Source organism: Tichowtungia aerotolerans, from assembly GCF_009905215.1.
Classification (GTDB): Bacteria; Verrucomicrobiota; Kiritimatiellia; order Kiritimatiellales; family Tichowtungiaceae; genus Tichowtungia; species Tichowtungia aerotolerans.
The window spans coordinates 585,472-602,755 of the sequence record NZ_CP047593.1; the positions used below are offsets into that span (position 1 = coordinate 585,472).

Below are 17,284 nucleotides of genomic sequence, written 5' to 3' on the forward strand. Positions count from 1 at the left end.
TCACCCCATCGAGTTTTCAAGGGTTGGAAAATCCGTCTGGCGCATATGTGCCCATTCCCTGCGCATTAAGACGTAGCCTGAATAATCGGCACCTGTTTTAATGACTCAAATACAAAAAGAACAGTCCAGCTCGACAAGCGTTACTGCTAAACTGAGCATGCCGCGAGAGGAAATTATGAATAGAAAAACCAAACTCTGCACATTCACTCTGAGCCTGTGGGCCGTCATCTGTTTCGCAATAACAGCTGAAGTCATTGAGGCCGCCTCATCGACTGTTCCTAATGGGGTACGCATGCTGACGGCGAAGGTGGATCCGTTGACTGAAGTTAGTATTCAGGTTGGCCCTCATCAGCGCAGTGTTCTGGAACGCGAAAGATATTTTGTTGTTTACCATCCTCCGGGCCATTACAGCGATGAACGGGCGGCAGAATTAAAGAGTATTAATGTGCTGCCCGCTCGCGGGACCGGCCCGTACTATCCGACGTTTGGGCTGCCTGAGCATCATGATGAAGGCGCGGACGAAAAGAGTGTCAATCAAAGCTGGGTCAAACGGTATCTCAGGGCAAAGGAGCGGTACGGAAAGACACCTCATGCCTTGGCTGGCGGCATGCTCGGCCCTGAAATCAATGCTTCCCAGCACAAATCCTCCGCAAAAAAAAGCGGTACGGAAGCAACGATGCAGGTGAAATACTCCAAAGCGATTCGCAGCGATGCGTATGACAAGGCAGCCCAAAAGCTGCTGTCCTGGGTCAGGACACTTCGGGCGGCCGGGGCCTCAATGCCAACCTGGTATACGGCGATTAACGAGCCGGACGCATCCTGGAAGGGGACGGAGAATCCGAATGTCGATCACGCCCGCTACACGCGGCATCTTGCCAAAGTTTTTGCGGCGGCAGAGCCGGAAATCAAAATTGCAGGGCCGTGTTCGTCCTGGCCTTACCCGCAACCCAACTGGGCCCGCTGGCGTGATGACGGCACGGAGAAAGCGTTTATCGATATCGCAGGCGATGTTGTCGGCACCTACGATTTTCATTTTTACAGTAAGGGCTACTGGGCGGACGACCGGAAGCCGAAGCTCCGTCAGCCGCACCCCAGTCTGGTTCTGGGACAGTATAACGGCAATCAGAACGTGTGGGACTATGGACGGATGGAGGCCTATCTCGATCTGATTGCGGCGTACCATCAACATCGCTGGAAAACACCGCCGAAAGAAGTGATCATCAGCGAGTTCGGGCGCCAGGCAGTTATGCCGCAACTAGGCCCGTGGGAAAATGAATTCAAAGAGTGGCTGTATATGACCACCGTCAACCGGATCTGGATGGGGTTGATTGACCGGGCGGAGGTTTCTTTGGCTGTTCCATTTATTCTGGCGGAATCGGATCACAATTATGGACCGAAACGCGGACAGACAATGTATACGCGCCCGAACGCCCCTGAAGATCTTAGCCTGAAGCGGACACGTTTTTTTGACTTCTACGGCTTTTATGACCAGCTGCACGGAACCCGGGTGGCAACATCTGTTCAGGGCGCGAAGCCGAACGAGGATTGCCTCCGAACTCTTTCTTTCAGGGCCGGCCGCATGCTTTATATCTGGCTGCATAATCCGTCGGCCATTGCTGGAGAGCCTGTCGGAGTCGCTTTGGATATCTCCGGTGCGACCCGGAACGATTTTAAAAAAGCCCGCATTCGCCGGATGTTCTGGGACGGCCCGATCCCCAAACGGCACTCCGATTCAGACGTCGAGGGGACGCTAAGGATTGATCGCCAATTTGAACCCTTCGACTTAAGCTCGCCGCTTGTTTTACAGGGCGAAGAAACCGTCATTCTGGAAGTGCCCTTATCGGATCTCGCTGGACATGAGCGCGTTCAATCTGTGCGGCAGACTTTCTTTGCCGAAAATGTGATGGTTGATCTGGAGGATAAATCAACGGCTCATACAGACGTGGTTCTTCCGGCGCTTGATAGCGTCCAGAAAGTTTCAATTCACTTCGGGCTGGCCCGCGATCAGGGGTTTGATAATGACTTGCGGCTTGTCATCAACGGGCATCCCGCAGGAATACTTGACCTCTCCAGTTCGAAAGGCATTGCAGCATTCCACCGGCGCATGACTGTGGATGTTGCCCCATCAATCCTGAAGGCGGGCAGCAACCGTGTGGAGATTGTTTCAGAAATTCCGCTGCAGGGTGGAACTCCGAAATGGGTCAGCACGGCAATTGATCTGACGCACTCAAAATAGAAAAATCTTATGAAAAAATTCGATATTCCATTGATTGCCGCTGCTATTATATTGTCCGGCCTGATTCCGGCTGCTGCAACAAACCATGACGTATCATCGGCCCGGCCGAATGTGGTTTTGATTATTGGCGATGATGTTGGCTACGGTGACCTCAGCTGCTACGGCTATGACAATCTGGTTCCGACTCCAAACCTTGACCGGTTGGCCGCAGAAGGAGTGCGTTTCACGGATGCCTATGTTACCTCTCCTGTTTGCGGACCGACCCGTTATGCCCTGCTTTCGGGGGCTTATTCGCAGCGCTTCGGCGTACAGTGGAACACGGACTGTTGGTCGAAGTTGCCCGGACTGGAAGAAACCCTTGATAACCACCGCGTTCCTCCGACTCAGAAACTGCTGCATGAAACACTAACAGACGCCGGATATGCCACAGGCCTTGTCGGTCACTGGGGACTGCCGTGTTATCCCCAGACAACACACGATGAGACCAAATCCATTGTCCACTATATGGCGCATTACTGGCCGGACGAAACCGGACATTACCTCGGCGTGAATGAGCCGATAGCCATTTCCCCGAGAAAGCGGGTTATCTGGGGCCCGGAGCGCGAAGGCGATGAATATTTCACAGACCGGCTGGGCAGGCAGTCCGTTGAATTTATCGAAAAACACGCAGGCGAACCGTTTTATCTGAATCTGGCGTTTACCGCTCCGCACAGTCCAATGCAGGCCAAAAAAGTTCATCAGGATGCCGTGAAGCACCTGCCGTCTGAAGCTTTGCGCCTCTACGGAGCCATGCTTATTTCGATGGATGAAAACGTCGGGAAAGTTTTGGATGCTTTGGATAAAAACGGGCTGGCAGAGAATACGATTGTTATCTTTTTCAGCGACAACGGACCCTCGCCGGCGTTCAACGAGGATTGGCCCGAAGAGTGGTCCCGAGACGTAGTGCTGGGAACCGCCGGTCCGCTGCGCGACACCAAAGGAACGTTCTATGAGGGCGGAATTAAAATCCCGTATATCATTCGCTGGCCGGCCGGTCTGGAAAAAGGCCAGGTTTATGAAAAGACCATCAGTTCACTGGATATCTACCCAACCGTCTGCAACGCGGCCAACGCATCGGTTTCTGAAACAACCCGGCTGGATGGTGTCGATCTGATGCCGTATCTGACCGGTAAGAAAACGGATACGCCCAACAAGACGCTGTTTTGGTGGGGAGGGAGTAAAGGCGGTGCTGTCAAAGACGGGAAATGGAAGCTCTGGATCGGTCCGGGCGGCGGGGGTGAACGCAAGCTCTTCAACCTCGAAGAGGACCTTGGCGAAACCACAGACCTCTGCAAAATACATCCGGAAATTGTAGCCAGTCTGGAAGTGAAATTCTCTGATTTCTGCGCGCAAATGCCGCCGCCGCTGAATCCGAAGAAGTAGACGTCAATCGAGCCTGAATGCGGGTTGTTTTTCGGTGGCGCAAATGTGATTATTTAATGCGCATGCGTGAATAGCGACTCCCGACCGATAAGAATAGCTTATACACTGAAGCCCGGGGTTTACCAACAGGCAAGGGGCTCTTACTAACGGAACAGGAGAAATCATGAGAAAATACATTATACTATTGATCGCAACCCTGATTGCGGCATCAGGCTACACGGAATTATCCAGCTATCTTGACTCGGTAGGAAGCCCGTCTGATGGCGGTGCCGGCCCTGCGTTGTGGTATAAAATCGCCCGATCTCCCAATGACGGTTCTGCCGGAGCCTCATACACGCTGACAAGCAGCGGAACCATGACCAGCCTGATCGCCGACTACTGGGGCAATACGGACTCGGCCTTCGGTCTCATCGACAACAGCAACCCGGCAGGGGTAGCCGGATCATCCGGCCTCTTCTGCTCTGGAACAAACGGAACGGTTTCGTTTCTTGTAAAAACGCCCGACACCCTGAGCGGGTTCAAAAGCGTGTTCAATCAGGGTGTATATTCTGACAGTACACAGTTCGAACTCGGACTCAACGGCGACACCTTTCGGTTGGGCATACAGAACGGCGACACGAAGTCCAATGTCAACTTAATCACGGCTGCCACCGGCACATGGTACTATGTCTGTTTGCGCTGGGATTTGTCAGCAGGATCGGACAATCTGACCTGGTACTGCGGCGAAGCAGGGCAGTCGCTGAGTTCAGGAACCGTGACAATTACTACTGCAGGAAGCGTTAGCAACCCCATTTATTTTGGCGGTCGTAAAAACACGTCCTATTATTCACTGATCGGAGGATACTTCCAAAGTATTGCGGTTTATGAGCGCACGCTTTCGGATTCCGCTGTTCAAAACCAATTCGCAAAATTAGCCAGTTCCTCAATACTTCGTCTCGCGGCATACGAAGCAACCGTCGAAACTCCAACTGACGAAGGCGGCGGTCCAGTGCTGTATTACTCCAATGCAGGCACTGCAGATTCCAACGGTCACATGTTCAGTACAGGATCAGACAACGCAGTCATCTACAATATGGGCGATCTTACCGGAACCGGCGCTTTTGGGAATCCAGACTATGCCGTTGAAGGTCGTATAAACATGGGCATCTCCGGTTCCAGTACGTCTGAGAACCTGATAAATCATCTTGCGGGCGACAACGGGACCGTCAGCCTGCTTTTCAAAACCCCGACCACGATGAGCGGGTACCAAAGCCTGTTCAATCGCGGCATTTACGCACAATCACAAGCTCTTGAAATCGGCATCAGCGACGGGAAGCTTCGTTTTATTAACAACAGCACTAAAATTACAGATGTAGGATTGTTGACGGCAGACACATGGTATTATGTCGCCCTGAGTTTTGACCTCACCAAAACATCGGATGACCTGACCTGGTTCTATGGAGAATTCGGATCCGTAACCCTGAACTCAGGAAGCATTACAATTGACAACAGCGCCCGCCCAAGCACCACGATCTATATCGGAGGAAGAACTGGATCCGCGGGATTCGGCGGCCTGATCCAGGAAGTTGCAACCTGGGACCGCACGTTGAGCGAACAGGCCATCACAGACCAGTTTAACCAAACATTGGACGCAATTCCATATCCCGCGGTCGACGGTCCCGAAAGCCTCATTGTTAATGGCGATTTCACCCAGTCTGCAAATGAAACTGTCCCCGATCTGTCATCCTACCGGGTGACAGGCTCCAACGGAGATTATCCCGGCAACGACGGTAATTATGCCGATGTCGTCGGGTGGATACACTACAACGCTGACCCGAACGCACTTGCCAGCTATACAGATCTTGGCGAAGTGCTCGACGGAACCGACAAGCTCAGCACGACCTTTAAGCCGACTTTGGGACGGATCTACTTGAGCTCATCAATGGACTATCGGAACGGAATGATACAGACGAATATTTTCAACGGGGTTTCCATCAATCCAAACCTTGATTACGAGTTGTCTGTCGATGTTGCTCAGGTTTCTTCGAAAGATCATTCCCAGACAACCTTTACGGCCACTCTGACAACCGGATCCGGATCCGCCGCCACAAATATTGCCAATGCAGTTCCCGGCGCACTGATCCAGGTTTCTCCGACAACTGGAATGCCAACGGCACTCCTTGACACGCCCTACACGGTTACAGTCAGTGGCAGCGATCTGGTGGCAGCGCAATCCGGCGGACCGGTCAATGTCCTGTTTGAATCATTGAATGCAGAAGATATTGCCAACTTCCCGGAAGGACCGATTGATCCGCTGAATGCAGATGAAATGTCCCAGGTGTTTGTCGGCACTGTTTCGCTGACTGCAATCCTTCCCGCCGGAGACGGAAACAAGGACGGGGTTGTAGGTCGGGATGATCTTCTCTCCGCCCAGCTCTACCTGGCTACGGCAGCAGACCGTCAGAGTCAACTGTACGATCTGGGGTACACCGCAGCGGAAGCTCTGGCTTATCTCAATCTGGAAATGTATGACATGGATGCGGACAACGACTTTGATGCCGATGACCTGGCAGCAATGATTGCCATTGCCGCACCGTTCAATATTCAGCTCTCAGGAAATGGAACCACCTTTGACATCGAGTGGGCCAGCCTGCCCGGTAAGGTTTATGATCTTGAATCCTCCGCCTCCCTCTCTCCTGCAGCATGGACGCCCTATGCAGACTACACAAACATTGCGGCTGACGTGAGCGGAACCAACAGCGTCACCGACCTGCCGGCTTCGGAGTTGAGCCGCTTTTTCAAGGTGATCGAAAAAGACTAATGACGCCTGCATATGTTCTGACGAATTATGAAAACATTCCGTGCAGGTAAAAACATGATGAACGCGCGAGGGGCAACCCTCGCGCTTTTAACGTTTGCGCTCCATGCGTTCCCCGTTCCGCCTTCATACACAGACTTCAATCTGGTTTTTGAAGACAACTTCGACGCAACCCTGGACACAAACAACTGGGAAGTCATAAGCGATTCCGGCTCATGGATTCTTTCTTCCAGGGGACCGGAAAATATTGAGGTTTCAAACGGAAGACTGATCCTCAAAACGCTGAATAATCCTCCGGAATATCCTCAGGAATGGTCTACCGGACATTTGCGAACCCGATGGACGCAGAAATATGGATACTTTGAAGCCAGGTTCAAATATGCAAACCACCCATGGCTGAACAATGCATTCTGGCTTTTTGGTTCGGGAACCGTCGGAGAAACAGGAAATCAACTGGAAATCGACATAAACGAAGGCCGCGCGCCGAATGAAATCACTCAGAACTATCACATCCATCCGGATTTTGCCCAATCACACAGACTGTATCCAACAGCTGACCTGACTGACAGTTGGCACACCTACGCTGCCGAGTGGACGCCCCGTCATATCACCTATTATTTCGACGATAAAAAGACCCATACAGTATACCTGAACACATCATCCAATTTCCCCCGCGACGTGCGCTTCAGTACAGCCGTTTTAGAGTTCCTGGTAAATCGCACACCGGACGAGTCCCGGGATCTCGACGGATGTGATATGGAAGTTGATTACGTCAAAGTCTGGCAGCGCCAGGACAACTACACCAATGCCGCACTTTACTGCACGGCAGGGCAATCCGGCTTAATCAGCTATCTGGATGCAATTGAAGCCCCGTCTGACGGAAGCGCTCCGCCTGTCCTGTGGTATAAAATCGCCCGAACCCCCAACTTCGGATCTGGAGACCCGCTCAACGCGCTAACCAGCAGGGCCGCGATCACCAACATGACGACCGATTACTGGAGCAACCCCGATTCGGCCTTTGGGCTCATGCCCGGAAGCTATCCGCCGGCGATTTCCGGTTCCACCGGGAACTTTACGACCAGAACAAACGGGACCGTCTGTTTCATGTTTAAAACCCCGGAAACCCTCAATGGGTTTAAAAGCCTGTTCAATCAGGGATATTATGGACAATCGACCCAATTTGAAATCGGCATCAACGGAAACGTATTGCGCCTCGGCGTCCAGAACGGAGATGCTCAGCCTCTTAAAAATCTCGGCACCCTCGCCCCCGAAACGTGGTACTACGTCGCAATGGCATGGGATCTTTCCGCCCCCGATAACAACCTGAGCTGGTATTACGGCGAAGCAGGAAGTTCATCCCTGTACTCAGGCACAGTAACCGCAACATCAGCCGGCTCCACCAGCGAGGCGATATCCATCGCCGGGCGAAAAAACACAGACTACTATTCCCTGATCGGAGGATATTTCCAAAACATCGCCGTCTATTCCCAACCCCTCCCCGGCAGCGCAATATCAAACCAGTTTTCCGCCATATCCGCACCGTTATCCCCCGGCTATGCAGGCTTTACAGAGTTCTATCAAATCAACGAAAAGCCAAATTCCGATCCCGCCGACGATTATGACGGCGACGGACAATCAAATGTCTACGAGTACGGACTCGGAGGAGACCCGCGAAACCCGGCCGATACCGGAACGAAACCTGTTCTTTATTATGGGTCGGACCATAACACCAGTTTCTATAATGTTCTTTTAGCCGACCCCGATGCAGACATTACCTATACCGTCGAACATTCGGAAAACCTTCTCAGTCCGTCATGGAGCAATGCCGGGTGGAATCTGATTGCCACCAACACAACGGATAATGTTGCCTTTAATATCGTTCAGCACCGCATCGACAGCAGTGCTATGGATCAGCTTTATGTCCGTTTGCGGATCTCTCATGCAGCGCCCTGAGCACCATAAACGCCCAACGGTGCGAACCAGGTTTCAGCCGCAAAAATGCACATCATAAACGCAAACCAACATAGCTCATATGCGAAAATAAGGTTATCAACAAATCTCAGATAAACAGTCTATGTGGCAACCTGAACAACAAGAGGAAGGATCATCGAATGAAAATGCTATCATGTATGCTTTTCTCTCTGCTGGCAACCGACAGTCTTACAACTGCTGAAACGATCCGCGTCACAACCGACTTCTCCCGAAGTTACAGCATTATGGGGGAGCAGCATTTGGATCGAACAACGTTTTTCAACCTTCACGGTAATCTTGGCTCCCAGCCCTCATCAACGGCCTGGATGGAGGAGCGAGCGGTTTATGACTACAGGTGGATTCCTTCCCGGGGATTTCTGCGAACAGACGGCGCCCCGGAAAGCACTAACAATTTGGGGTTTACTGATCCGGATTACTGGACGCAGGATGGCCTGAAAAACTGGCGATTTAAAACGGCAGAAAACCGTTTCCCGGGGCTCACTCATTCGCAGGTGCTGGTCAATAAACCGCTCTACTTTCCTCTCTACATGGGAGAATATCTTTATTATGGGGAGATTGATGACGACAACGGGGTTTTAACTCCTGTCAACGACGAGGCGTACGCAGATATCACGATGTACGCAATTACCAATATGGTTAAATACAATAGCCCGATTCCGGATTATATGGAGTTCAGAAATGAAACCGACTGTATTGGTAATTGGGGCTACCACTGGGGTACCAATTCATATGAACTGATTCGACTGTTCAGTAATACAATGGGTGAAAAACTTCACGATGCTTTTCCTGGACTCAGGATGTGTGCTCCTAGTTATGCGTGGCCCTTTATGGAAGTGGATAATTTTGACCACTGGGAAACAAAGTTTGCCAAGTTTGCCTATAGCCCTGAAAACGAAATTGACTGTTATGCCCTTCACCTTTTCGAGCGGGATTACTGTTCACGGAACGGAAGCTTGAACCAATACTCGGCTCAATATGAAACCGATAATTGTATTTTAAGTCAGGGTAAGCTGAGAGCTCATCTGGATCTGATTGATAATTACAGATATGAAAACGACAACGGATCGCTTCCTGAATATATTTTCACGGCCTGTGCTCCGCTTATTTACTCCAATGCCGTAGGCTATCCGCGGAATAATGATATTACAACTTGGCAAGCAGCGGATTTCTATCAGGTTGCACGGGGGCTGAATTCCATGATCCTTCAGCTGATGGAACGACCGGATCGCACTGAGAAAATTGTTCCTTTTATTAACTTTTGTGCAAGCATCTGGGGCACTTGGGCTCCGGAATATCCATGGGTTCTTTTTGAGGAAAATGTTCCGGGATCAACAAATGAAACGGACTTTTCCGAAACGGAATTTGTCAACTTTCTCAGGATGTGGACAGACATTGATGGAGACTTTCTCTCCTGCAGCTCCAGCAATCAGGATCAGGTTCTCAGTAAGGCGTTTGTCACAAACGATACCGTGTTCATTGTTGCCCAGAACATCTTCTCAAATAACCTGACCGTTTCTTTCGATAACATTCTTGGAACAAATTCCATTCAGACGATGAAGCGGAAGCGCTATCGTCTCGACACGTCCGGGGTTGTTCATTACTACGACTGGGCAACTGTTACATTTGATATTTCCAATGTAACCCTCTATCCCGATGAGCTGTTCATGCTGAAAGTATCTTTAAGCGATACGATCAGTTACACCGCGCCGCATATCGATGAAAATCTGTATTATGCCAATAAATACATGCAGTACATCGCAGCCAACACTGAGAAGCGGTTTGGAATAACGCTTCCGAATCCGTTGCCGGTCACAGAGTATGTTTACCTGGATTTCGGACTGTTTCGTGACGGCGGATTTTCCGGGGATCCAACCTATGTTCGCCTCAACGACAACTATGATCTGGCATCTCTGGATTTGAGTTCTTCTTTGGGGATAACGAACTATTGGAAAACTCTTCGTCTTTCCGTTCCCTCTGAATACCTGACGGACGGCTACAACACTGTTCAGATTAAATTTCCTTCCGGCGGTGGATACATCACGTCCTGCAAGCTGGTTCTGGGAGAAACTGATTAAATAATCTAAGCGAAAACCTGAACAACACCGGAAGGATCATTGAATGAAAATGCTATCATGTATACTTTTCTCCCTGCTGGCAACCGACAGTCTGACGACGGCTGAACCGATCCAGGTCAAAACAGACTTTTCCCGCAGCTACAGCATCATGGGGGAGCAGCATCTGGATCGTACAGCATTCTTCAACCTGCATGGCAATCTGGGCGCGGAGCCCGGCACACATACATGGATGGAAGAAACGGTCGTGAACGACTACAACTGGATTCCCTCCCGCGGATTCCTCGGGACAGACAGTGCCCCTGAAAGCACGAACAACCCGGGATTCACTGATCCCGCCTACTGGACCAGTCAGGGGCTGAAAAACTGGCGTTTCAAAAATGCCGACACCCGGTTCCCGAACCTGGATCATTCCCAGATCTGGTGCAACAAGCCGGAGCGATTCCCGGAATATATGGGCGAATATCTTTATTACGGGGAGGTTGATGTGACCAACGGCGCGTTAACCCCCACTGATGATGATGCCTATGCGGATATCGCCATGCATACAATCTCCAACCTGGTTTGCTACAACAGCTCCGTTCCGGACTATTTTGAATTTATGAACGAACCCAGCACGGCTGAAAACTGGGGATATCATTGGAACACCAACGCATATGATTATTTGCTGTTATTCTGCAATACGATGGGGAGTGTATTGCACGATATATTTCCGGCTATAAAAGTCTGTGCTCCGACCTATGCCTGGCCGTACATGGAGGTAAACAATTTTGACAAATGGGAAACCAAATACGCTAAATTCGCTTATTCTGGAAACAATCAGATCGATTGCTATACCCAGCACCTTTATGAACGTGACTACAGTTCGCGCAACGGGAGCGCCAACCAGTATGCCGCTCAATACGAGACCGATAATAAAATTTTGAGTCAGGGCAAACTGCGGGCGCATCTGGACCTGATGGATAACTACCGCTACAAAAATGACAGCGGCGCGCTGCCGAAATATCTTTTCTCCGAAGCCGGCGGGCTGATTTATACAAACACAGCCGGTTACCCGAGAAAAAACGACATCACCCTGTGGTCATCTGCCGATTTTTACAATGCATCCAAGGTGATGAGCACCATGATACTTACCCTTATGGAGAGGCCGGACCGATTGGAAAAATTTGTTCCGTTCATCAACCTGCGCGCGGACAACTGGACAGACGACTACCCGTGGGTGGTCTTTCAGGAAACGCCGGGCGGCACCAACGAGTCGGACTATACGGCGACGGAATTCATCAATTTTCTGGATGTGTGGTCCGATATCGAAGGCGATTCACTCCTGTGCACCTCGGATGATCAGGACAAGGTTCTCAGCAAGGCATTTGTCACCAACGACACGGCCTATATCATTGCTCAGAACATCTTTTCCAACAATATTACGGTGTCCTTCACGAATGCTCTGGGCGACAACACTGTCAGTTCGATGAAGCGTAAGCGCTACCGTATGAACAGCACGGGAACCGTTTCGTTCTATGACTGGGCAACCGTCACCTTTGACATCAGCAATGTCATGCTCTATCCGGATGAACTGTTCGTGCTGCGTGTCGATCTGGATAACAACATCGACTACACCGAATCTCACATTGACGAGAACGTTTATTATGCGAATAAATATATGGAGTACATTTCTTCCAATACGGAAGAACGGTTTGGAATCAACCTGCCGAACCCGCTGCCCTCTACAGAATATATTTATCTGGACCTCGGACTCTTTCGAGATGACGGCTTTTCGGCCGATCCGGTCTATGTGCGAGTCAACGACACGAGCAATCTGGCAACTCCAGACCTGAGCGCGTCGATCGGCATCACCGATTACTGGAAAACAACCCGCATTGCCGTTCCAAGCAGTACTCTGAACGGCGGCTATAACACCGTTCAGGTCAAATTCGCAGCAGGCGGCGGATATATTACCTCATGCAAACTCACGCTCGGCGAAACCGACTAACCCGTATCTGGAAAAGGTCCAATGGTTGGAACTTTTAGAACAGTGCTTCCGCGCCGTTTTTCAACCCTTGGAACTGCCGGGCGAATTTTTTCCGCGGGCGGTTGGCGCAAATGTGCCTAATTTGTGCGCGAACGGTTCTATTGGCAGGCGGGGGCAGGTCGTACGATGTACACATGAACATTACCTTAAAATTCAGTCTGGCGGATCAAATATGCCCTGTTCCGCCCACTGCCTGCCTTTTTGATCCGGACTGGTTTATCTGGGGCGCGTCCATGGTGCGTGACCTGGAAGGACTCTGTCATCTCTTTTATTCCCGCTGGCCGAAAGAGTGTGGCTTCAACGCATGGACAACTCATTCAGAAATTGCACATGCCACATCGGACAATCCCTTGGGGCCGTACCTCCATCGGGATATCGCGTTGCGGGAACGAAGTTCAGAATGCTGGGACGGAGCCTGTACGCACAACCCGACTGTGCTGGAACATGATGGAAGATATTTTCTCTATTACATGGGAACAACCGGCGACAAAAAACTTGAACCGGATCAATCCTCCTTTAACTGGATTCATCGCAATAATCAGCGTATTGGTGTCGCTGTGGCCGACCACCCGAACGGCCCATGGTGCCGGAGCGAAAGACCGCTGATCGATGCCGACTCTAACTCCATCATGGTGTCGAATCCGGCTGTCACCCGTCGGCCGGATGGCGGATTCTTAATGATCTACAAAGAGGTCGGAGCACGCAAGCCTCTGCCCTTTGGCGGGCCGGTAGTCCATAGGGTGGCAACGAGCGATGCGCCCGATGGGCCGTTTACCCCGCACCCCAATCCGGTATTCACCTGCGGCGAGGTGATGTTCCCCGCCGAAGATCCGTTTATCTGGACTCAAAACGGACAGTATTATGCGATCCTGAAGGATATGAACGGGTATTTTACCCGGGGAAACCGGTCGCTGGTTCTGTTTGAGTCACATGACGGTTTCGACTGGAGGTTGTCTGACCCGTGTCTGATTTCCGACCGGACAGTTCGTTTTGAAAACGGCAGCGTAAAAAAATTCGATTATCTCGAACGGCCTCAGCTTTATTTGGAAGACGGTAATCCGTCCGTTCTTTTCTGTGCCGCACGGGATAGCGGTGAAAGCTGCAACCTTCATATTCCATTAAAATCCATGGAATGATGTATTGCTGAATATGGAAAGAATCATGATCAAAGAATCCTTCGTATTATCCCGCAGGTTGAAAACCGAAATTCTTCGTACCGACCTGTGTGTAGCTGGCGGCGGACTTGCCGGAGTTTGTGCTGCAATCACTGCCGCACGGGCCGGTATTCGCGTTGTTCTTGTCCAGGATCGGCCGGTGCTTGGTGGCAATGCCTCCAGCGAAGTGCGGCTCTGGACGCTTGGTGCCACTTCTCACATGGGCAATAATAACCGCTGGGCGCGCGAAGGCGGACTCATCAATGAGCTGCTCACCGAAAACCTCTATCGAAATCCCGAAGGCAATGCGCTGCTGTTCGATGCTCTGCTGTTTGAAAAGGCAACTGCGGAATCCAATTTAACCTTGCTGCTCAACACCGCCGTTTTTGACGCATCAAAATCCGCTGACGACCGAATTGAGTCCGTCAAAGCCTTTAACAGTCAGAACAGCACACACTACGAAATTTTCGCGCCGCTTTTCCTCGATGCCTCAGGTGACGGAATCCTCGGTTTTCTCTCCGGTGCGGCTTTCCGCATCGGCCAGGAAGCCCGCGATGAATTCGGAGAGCTGTACGCGCCCGAGAATCCATCGAGCGACCTGCTCGGCCACACCGTCTACTTCACCAGCAAAGACACCGGACAACCGGTCAAATTCATTCCGCCTGCCAACGCGCTCGATATGGATGAAGTTCGCAAAATCCGTCGCTATCGAGGCTTCGACTCCACATCGCAGGCCTGCAACTTCTGGTGGCTTGAGTACGGAGGACATCTCGATACCGTTCACCAAAGCGAAGACATCAAGCAGGAATTGTGGCGCGTCGTCTACGGAGTCTGGAACTACATCAAAAATTCCGGTAAATTCCCTGACGCCGAAACCATGACCCTCGAATGGGTTGGCACCGTTCCCGGGAAACGGGAAAGCCGTCGCTTTGAAGGCGAAACCATGATGATTCAGCAGGATATAATTGAGCAGCGCGAACACCCCGATGCTGTTTCATTCGGCGGCTGGGCCATCGACCACCATCCGGTCGGCGGACTCTACAGCAAAGACTCCGGCTGTACCCAGTGGCACAGCAAAGGCGTCTTCCAGATTCCTTACCGCGCCCTCTACAGCCGCAACATCGAAAACCTTTTTCTCGGCGGGCGTCTCATCAGCGCAAGTCACATTGCATTTGGTTCAACCCGCGTAATGGCCACCTGCGCCCATACAGGGCAGGCGACCGGCATTGCCGCCGCGCAATGCATTCGCGACGGCCTGAATCCGCGCGACCTGCTCGAGCCGGCCCGTATGGAAGCGCTCCAGCAGGAACTGCTGCGCGAAGGCCAGTACATTCCCGGGAAAAAGTTCCAATGGTTGGAAACTCCTCGAGTCAGCGCATCGAGCACATGTGTTGTCGACCGTTTCGCGCCCGACGGCCCGAAGCAAAAACTTACGCATGCGCAGGCCGTTATGCTGCCCGTGCAGCCGGGTTCGCTTCCGGAAATCACCTATCGTTTGGACGTTGCCGAATCGACAACACTGCGTGCGGAGTTGCGGGTCAGCTCCAGGCCGGACAACCACACCCCGAACGTTACGCTCGAAACGATAGAGCTGTCGCTGGATGCCGGCAATGAACAGTCCGTTATTTTGAATTTTAAAAAGAAAATCGAGACGAAGTGCTATGCCTTTGTCTGTCTCATGCCGAATCCGGCTGTTTCCGTTCAGCTCAGCAAAGAACGTCGCACCGGCATCCTGACCGTCTATCAAAAGTTTGACGAAAAAGTCGCAAAAACTCCGGCGCAGACTCCGCCCGGGAACAGCGGCATCGATTCCTTCGAATTCTGGATTCCGCAGCGCCGGCCCGACGGGCAGAACCCGGCCATTGAGTTGAACCCGCCGCTGGAATGCTTCGCGCCGAAAAATGTTTCCAACGGTTGGAACCGACCCGTCCGACAGGTCAATGCGTGGGTTGCCGATCCGGCCGATTCGGCTCCGGTCCTGACGCTGGAGTGGGATGCTCCGCAAACCATTTCCCGTATCGATCTCTTTTTCGACGGCGACTACGACCATCCGATGGAAACCGTACTCTGGGGCCACCCCGAGCGCGAAGTTCCGTTTTGCGTCAAACAGTATCGAGTTCTGGATGGCGACGGCAATGTGCAGGCCGAGGTGCAGGACAATCATCAGGCACAAAATACGATTCGTCTGGAGTCGCCGGTCATAACGGATCGGTTGCGCCTGGAGAATCTCCAAACCGGCACTCCGGTTCCGCCGGCCATTTTTGAAGTGAGGTGTTACTGAAAAGAGGGTATACATATCATCGATATGCAAAAAACTCCGGACACCATTTTTCGCGTAGCTATTCTGGTGGACACGACTACATCGTGGTCGCGAGCTCTCATTGAAGGGATTCTTGACTACACCAAAGAGCATGGCCCCTGGCACATCCATTTGGAGCCGCAGCCGCGCGACGATCAACTGCATCTGCCCGAAAACTGGCAGGGGCATGGCATCATTGGACGGGTTTCCACAAAAAAAATGGCCAAGCAGCTGGATGCGAGAAAAACGCCGGTCGTCAATATTTCATCAGTTCAGATCAAAGGAATTTCATATCCGCGGGTCATTACAGATCCTCAGTCGGAAGCCCGGCTGGCTTACGACACCTTCCGCGCCCGCGGCTTCAATCATTTTTCCTATATCGGCGATCTGCGACAGGAATATGTGGCAGAACACTTCCGGGCCTATGAAGGCGAGCTCAAAAATGCAGGCTGCACGCCGCTGGTCTTTAATCCTGAAGTGGATGGACTGTTGGAAGAGTGGTTGAAGCAGCTTCCCAAACCGATTGGAATCTATTGCTGGGGGCCGAGCATCGGGCATCAGGTCATTGACGCCTGCCAACTGGCGGGGATCAACGTGCCTCACGATGTGGCGGTTCTCGGTTCCAACTATGACGAACTTCTCAGCGAGGCCTCTTATCCCCCTCAAGCCGGCATCCGTATGAACGCCGAGCAGATCGGAAAAACCGCTGCATCCATTCTGGACGATATGATGCACGGGAAAAAACCACAGCAGATGGAGTGGCATTTGGAGCCGAAAGGCGTGGTTGAGAAGCTGTCTGTTGACACGATGGCGGTGGAGGACCACCGTATGGCATCCGTTATGCGCTACCTCAATGAACATGCGCTTGAGCCGATCACCGTCGATGATGTGCTAAAAAAAAACCCGATGGCCCGGCGCTCTTTGGAGCGCAAGTTCCGGCAGCTGTTTGGCTGTTCAATTGTTGAGCAGATCCGGCAGCTGCGCATCAACCATGCGCGCCTGCTGCTGGCCAATACAGATGAACCCATCACACTGATCGCTGAACTCTGCGGAATATCTTCATACAACTATCTCAATCGCATATTCAAAGAATGCACCGGGCTTTCTCCAAGCCAATACCGGGCTCAATACCGATCCATATAACACCATCTCCGCTTGCAACTGCGCGAACAGCGGCTGCACCAAAAACCCGTTTGCTGATCTGTTAAAAATGCCTCCCGCAAAGCCGCAAAGTGAACTCAAAGTTTCTTTGCGGCTTTGCGCCTTAAGAGAGCGTCGTAAAC

Annotated in this window: 9 protein-coding genes; all 9 read left to right on the top strand. The window is 51.7% G+C overall.

Translation table 11 applies throughout. The features are described 5' to 3' along the window. The first annotated feature begins 175 nt into the window (after nt 1-175). Nucleotides 176-2,236 carry a hypothetical protein gene (locus tag GT409_RS02505; RefSeq protein WP_160626629.1) on the top strand — a complete coding sequence of 687 codons (2,061 nt, stop codon included), beginning with the start codon at nt 176-178 and terminating at the stop codon, nt 2,234-2,236. Nucleotides 2,237-2,245: 9 nt separating this feature from the next. Next, complete coding sequence (locus GT409_RS02510; RefSeq protein WP_160626631.1) at nt 2,246-3,658, top strand: sulfatase family protein; 1,413 nt, start codon at nt 2,246-2,248, stop codon at nt 3,656-3,658. A 163-nt stretch (nt 3,659-3,821) separates the two neighbouring features. After that, nucleotides 3,822-6,458: a LamG-like jellyroll fold domain-containing protein gene (locus tag GT409_RS02515; protein WP_160626633.1), complete on the top strand. Its 2,637-nt coding sequence runs from the start codon at nt 3,822-3,824 to the stop codon at nt 6,456-6,458. 54 nt (nt 6,459-6,512) lie between these two features. Beyond that, nucleotides 6,513-8,408: a glycoside hydrolase family 16 protein gene (locus tag GT409_RS02520; RefSeq protein ID WP_160626635.1), complete on the top strand. Its 1,896-nt coding sequence runs from the start codon at nt 6,513-6,515 to the stop codon at nt 8,406-8,408. A 158-nt stretch (nt 8,409-8,566) separates the two neighbouring features. Next, the gene (locus GT409_RS02525) at nt 8,567-10,522 is read left to right on the top strand and encodes a hypothetical protein (RefSeq protein ID WP_160626637.1); all 1,956 of its coding nucleotides are present in this window, start codon (nt 8,567-8,569) and stop codon (nt 10,520-10,522) included. Between the two features lie 43 nt (nt 10,523-10,565). Next, nucleotides 10,566-12,509, top strand: coding sequence for a hypothetical protein (locus GT409_RS02530; RefSeq protein ID WP_160626639.1), 1,944 nt, complete (start codon nt 10,566-10,568; stop codon nt 12,507-12,509). Nucleotides 12,510-12,682: 173 nt separating this feature from the next. Continuing rightward, complete coding sequence (locus GT409_RS02535) at nt 12,683-13,684, top strand: glycoside hydrolase family protein (protein ID WP_160626641.1); 1,002 nt, start codon at nt 12,683-12,685, stop codon at nt 13,682-13,684. Nucleotides 13,685-13,709: 25 nt separating this feature from the next. Next, nucleotides 13,710-15,983, top strand: coding sequence for an FAD-dependent oxidoreductase (locus GT409_RS02540; protein ID WP_160626643.1), 2,274 nt, complete (start codon nt 13,710-13,712; stop codon nt 15,981-15,983). Nucleotides 15,984-16,007: 24 nt separating this feature from the next. Continuing rightward, nucleotides 16,008-17,144, top strand: a complete 1,137-nt coding sequence (locus GT409_RS02545) for an AraC family transcriptional regulator (protein ID WP_160626645.1) — start codon at nt 16,008-16,010, stop codon at nt 17,142-17,144. The last annotated feature ends 140 nt before the right edge of the window (nt 17,145-17,284 follow it).

Coding starts and splice junctions, on each gene's coding strand:
- GT409_RS02505 (WP_160626629.1), top strand. CDS start 176: ATGAATAGAAAAACCAAACTCTGCACATTCACTCTGAGCCTGTGGGCC.
- GT409_RS02510 (WP_160626631.1), top strand. CDS start 2,246: ATGAAAAAATTCGATATTCCATTGATTGCCGCTGCTATTATATTGTCC.
- GT409_RS02515 (WP_160626633.1), top strand. CDS start 3,822: ATGAGAAAATACATTATACTATTGATCGCAACCCTGATTGCGGCATCA.
- GT409_RS02520 (WP_160626635.1), top strand. CDS start 6,513: ATGATGAACGCGCGAGGGGCAACCCTCGCGCTTTTAACGTTTGCGCTC.
- GT409_RS02525 (WP_160626637.1), top strand. CDS start 8,567: ATGAAAATGCTATCATGTATGCTTTTCTCTCTGCTGGCAACCGACAGT.
- GT409_RS02530 (WP_160626639.1), top strand. CDS start 10,566: ATGAAAATGCTATCATGTATACTTTTCTCCCTGCTGGCAACCGACAGT.
- GT409_RS02535 (WP_160626641.1), top strand. CDS start 12,683: ATGAACATTACCTTAAAATTCAGTCTGGCGGATCAAATATGCCCTGTT.
- GT409_RS02540 (WP_160626643.1), top strand. CDS start 13,710: ATGATCAAAGAATCCTTCGTATTATCCCGCAGGTTGAAAACCGAAATT.
- GT409_RS02545 (WP_160626645.1), top strand. CDS start 16,008: ATGCAAAAAACTCCGGACACCATTTTTCGCGTAGCTATTCTGGTGGAC.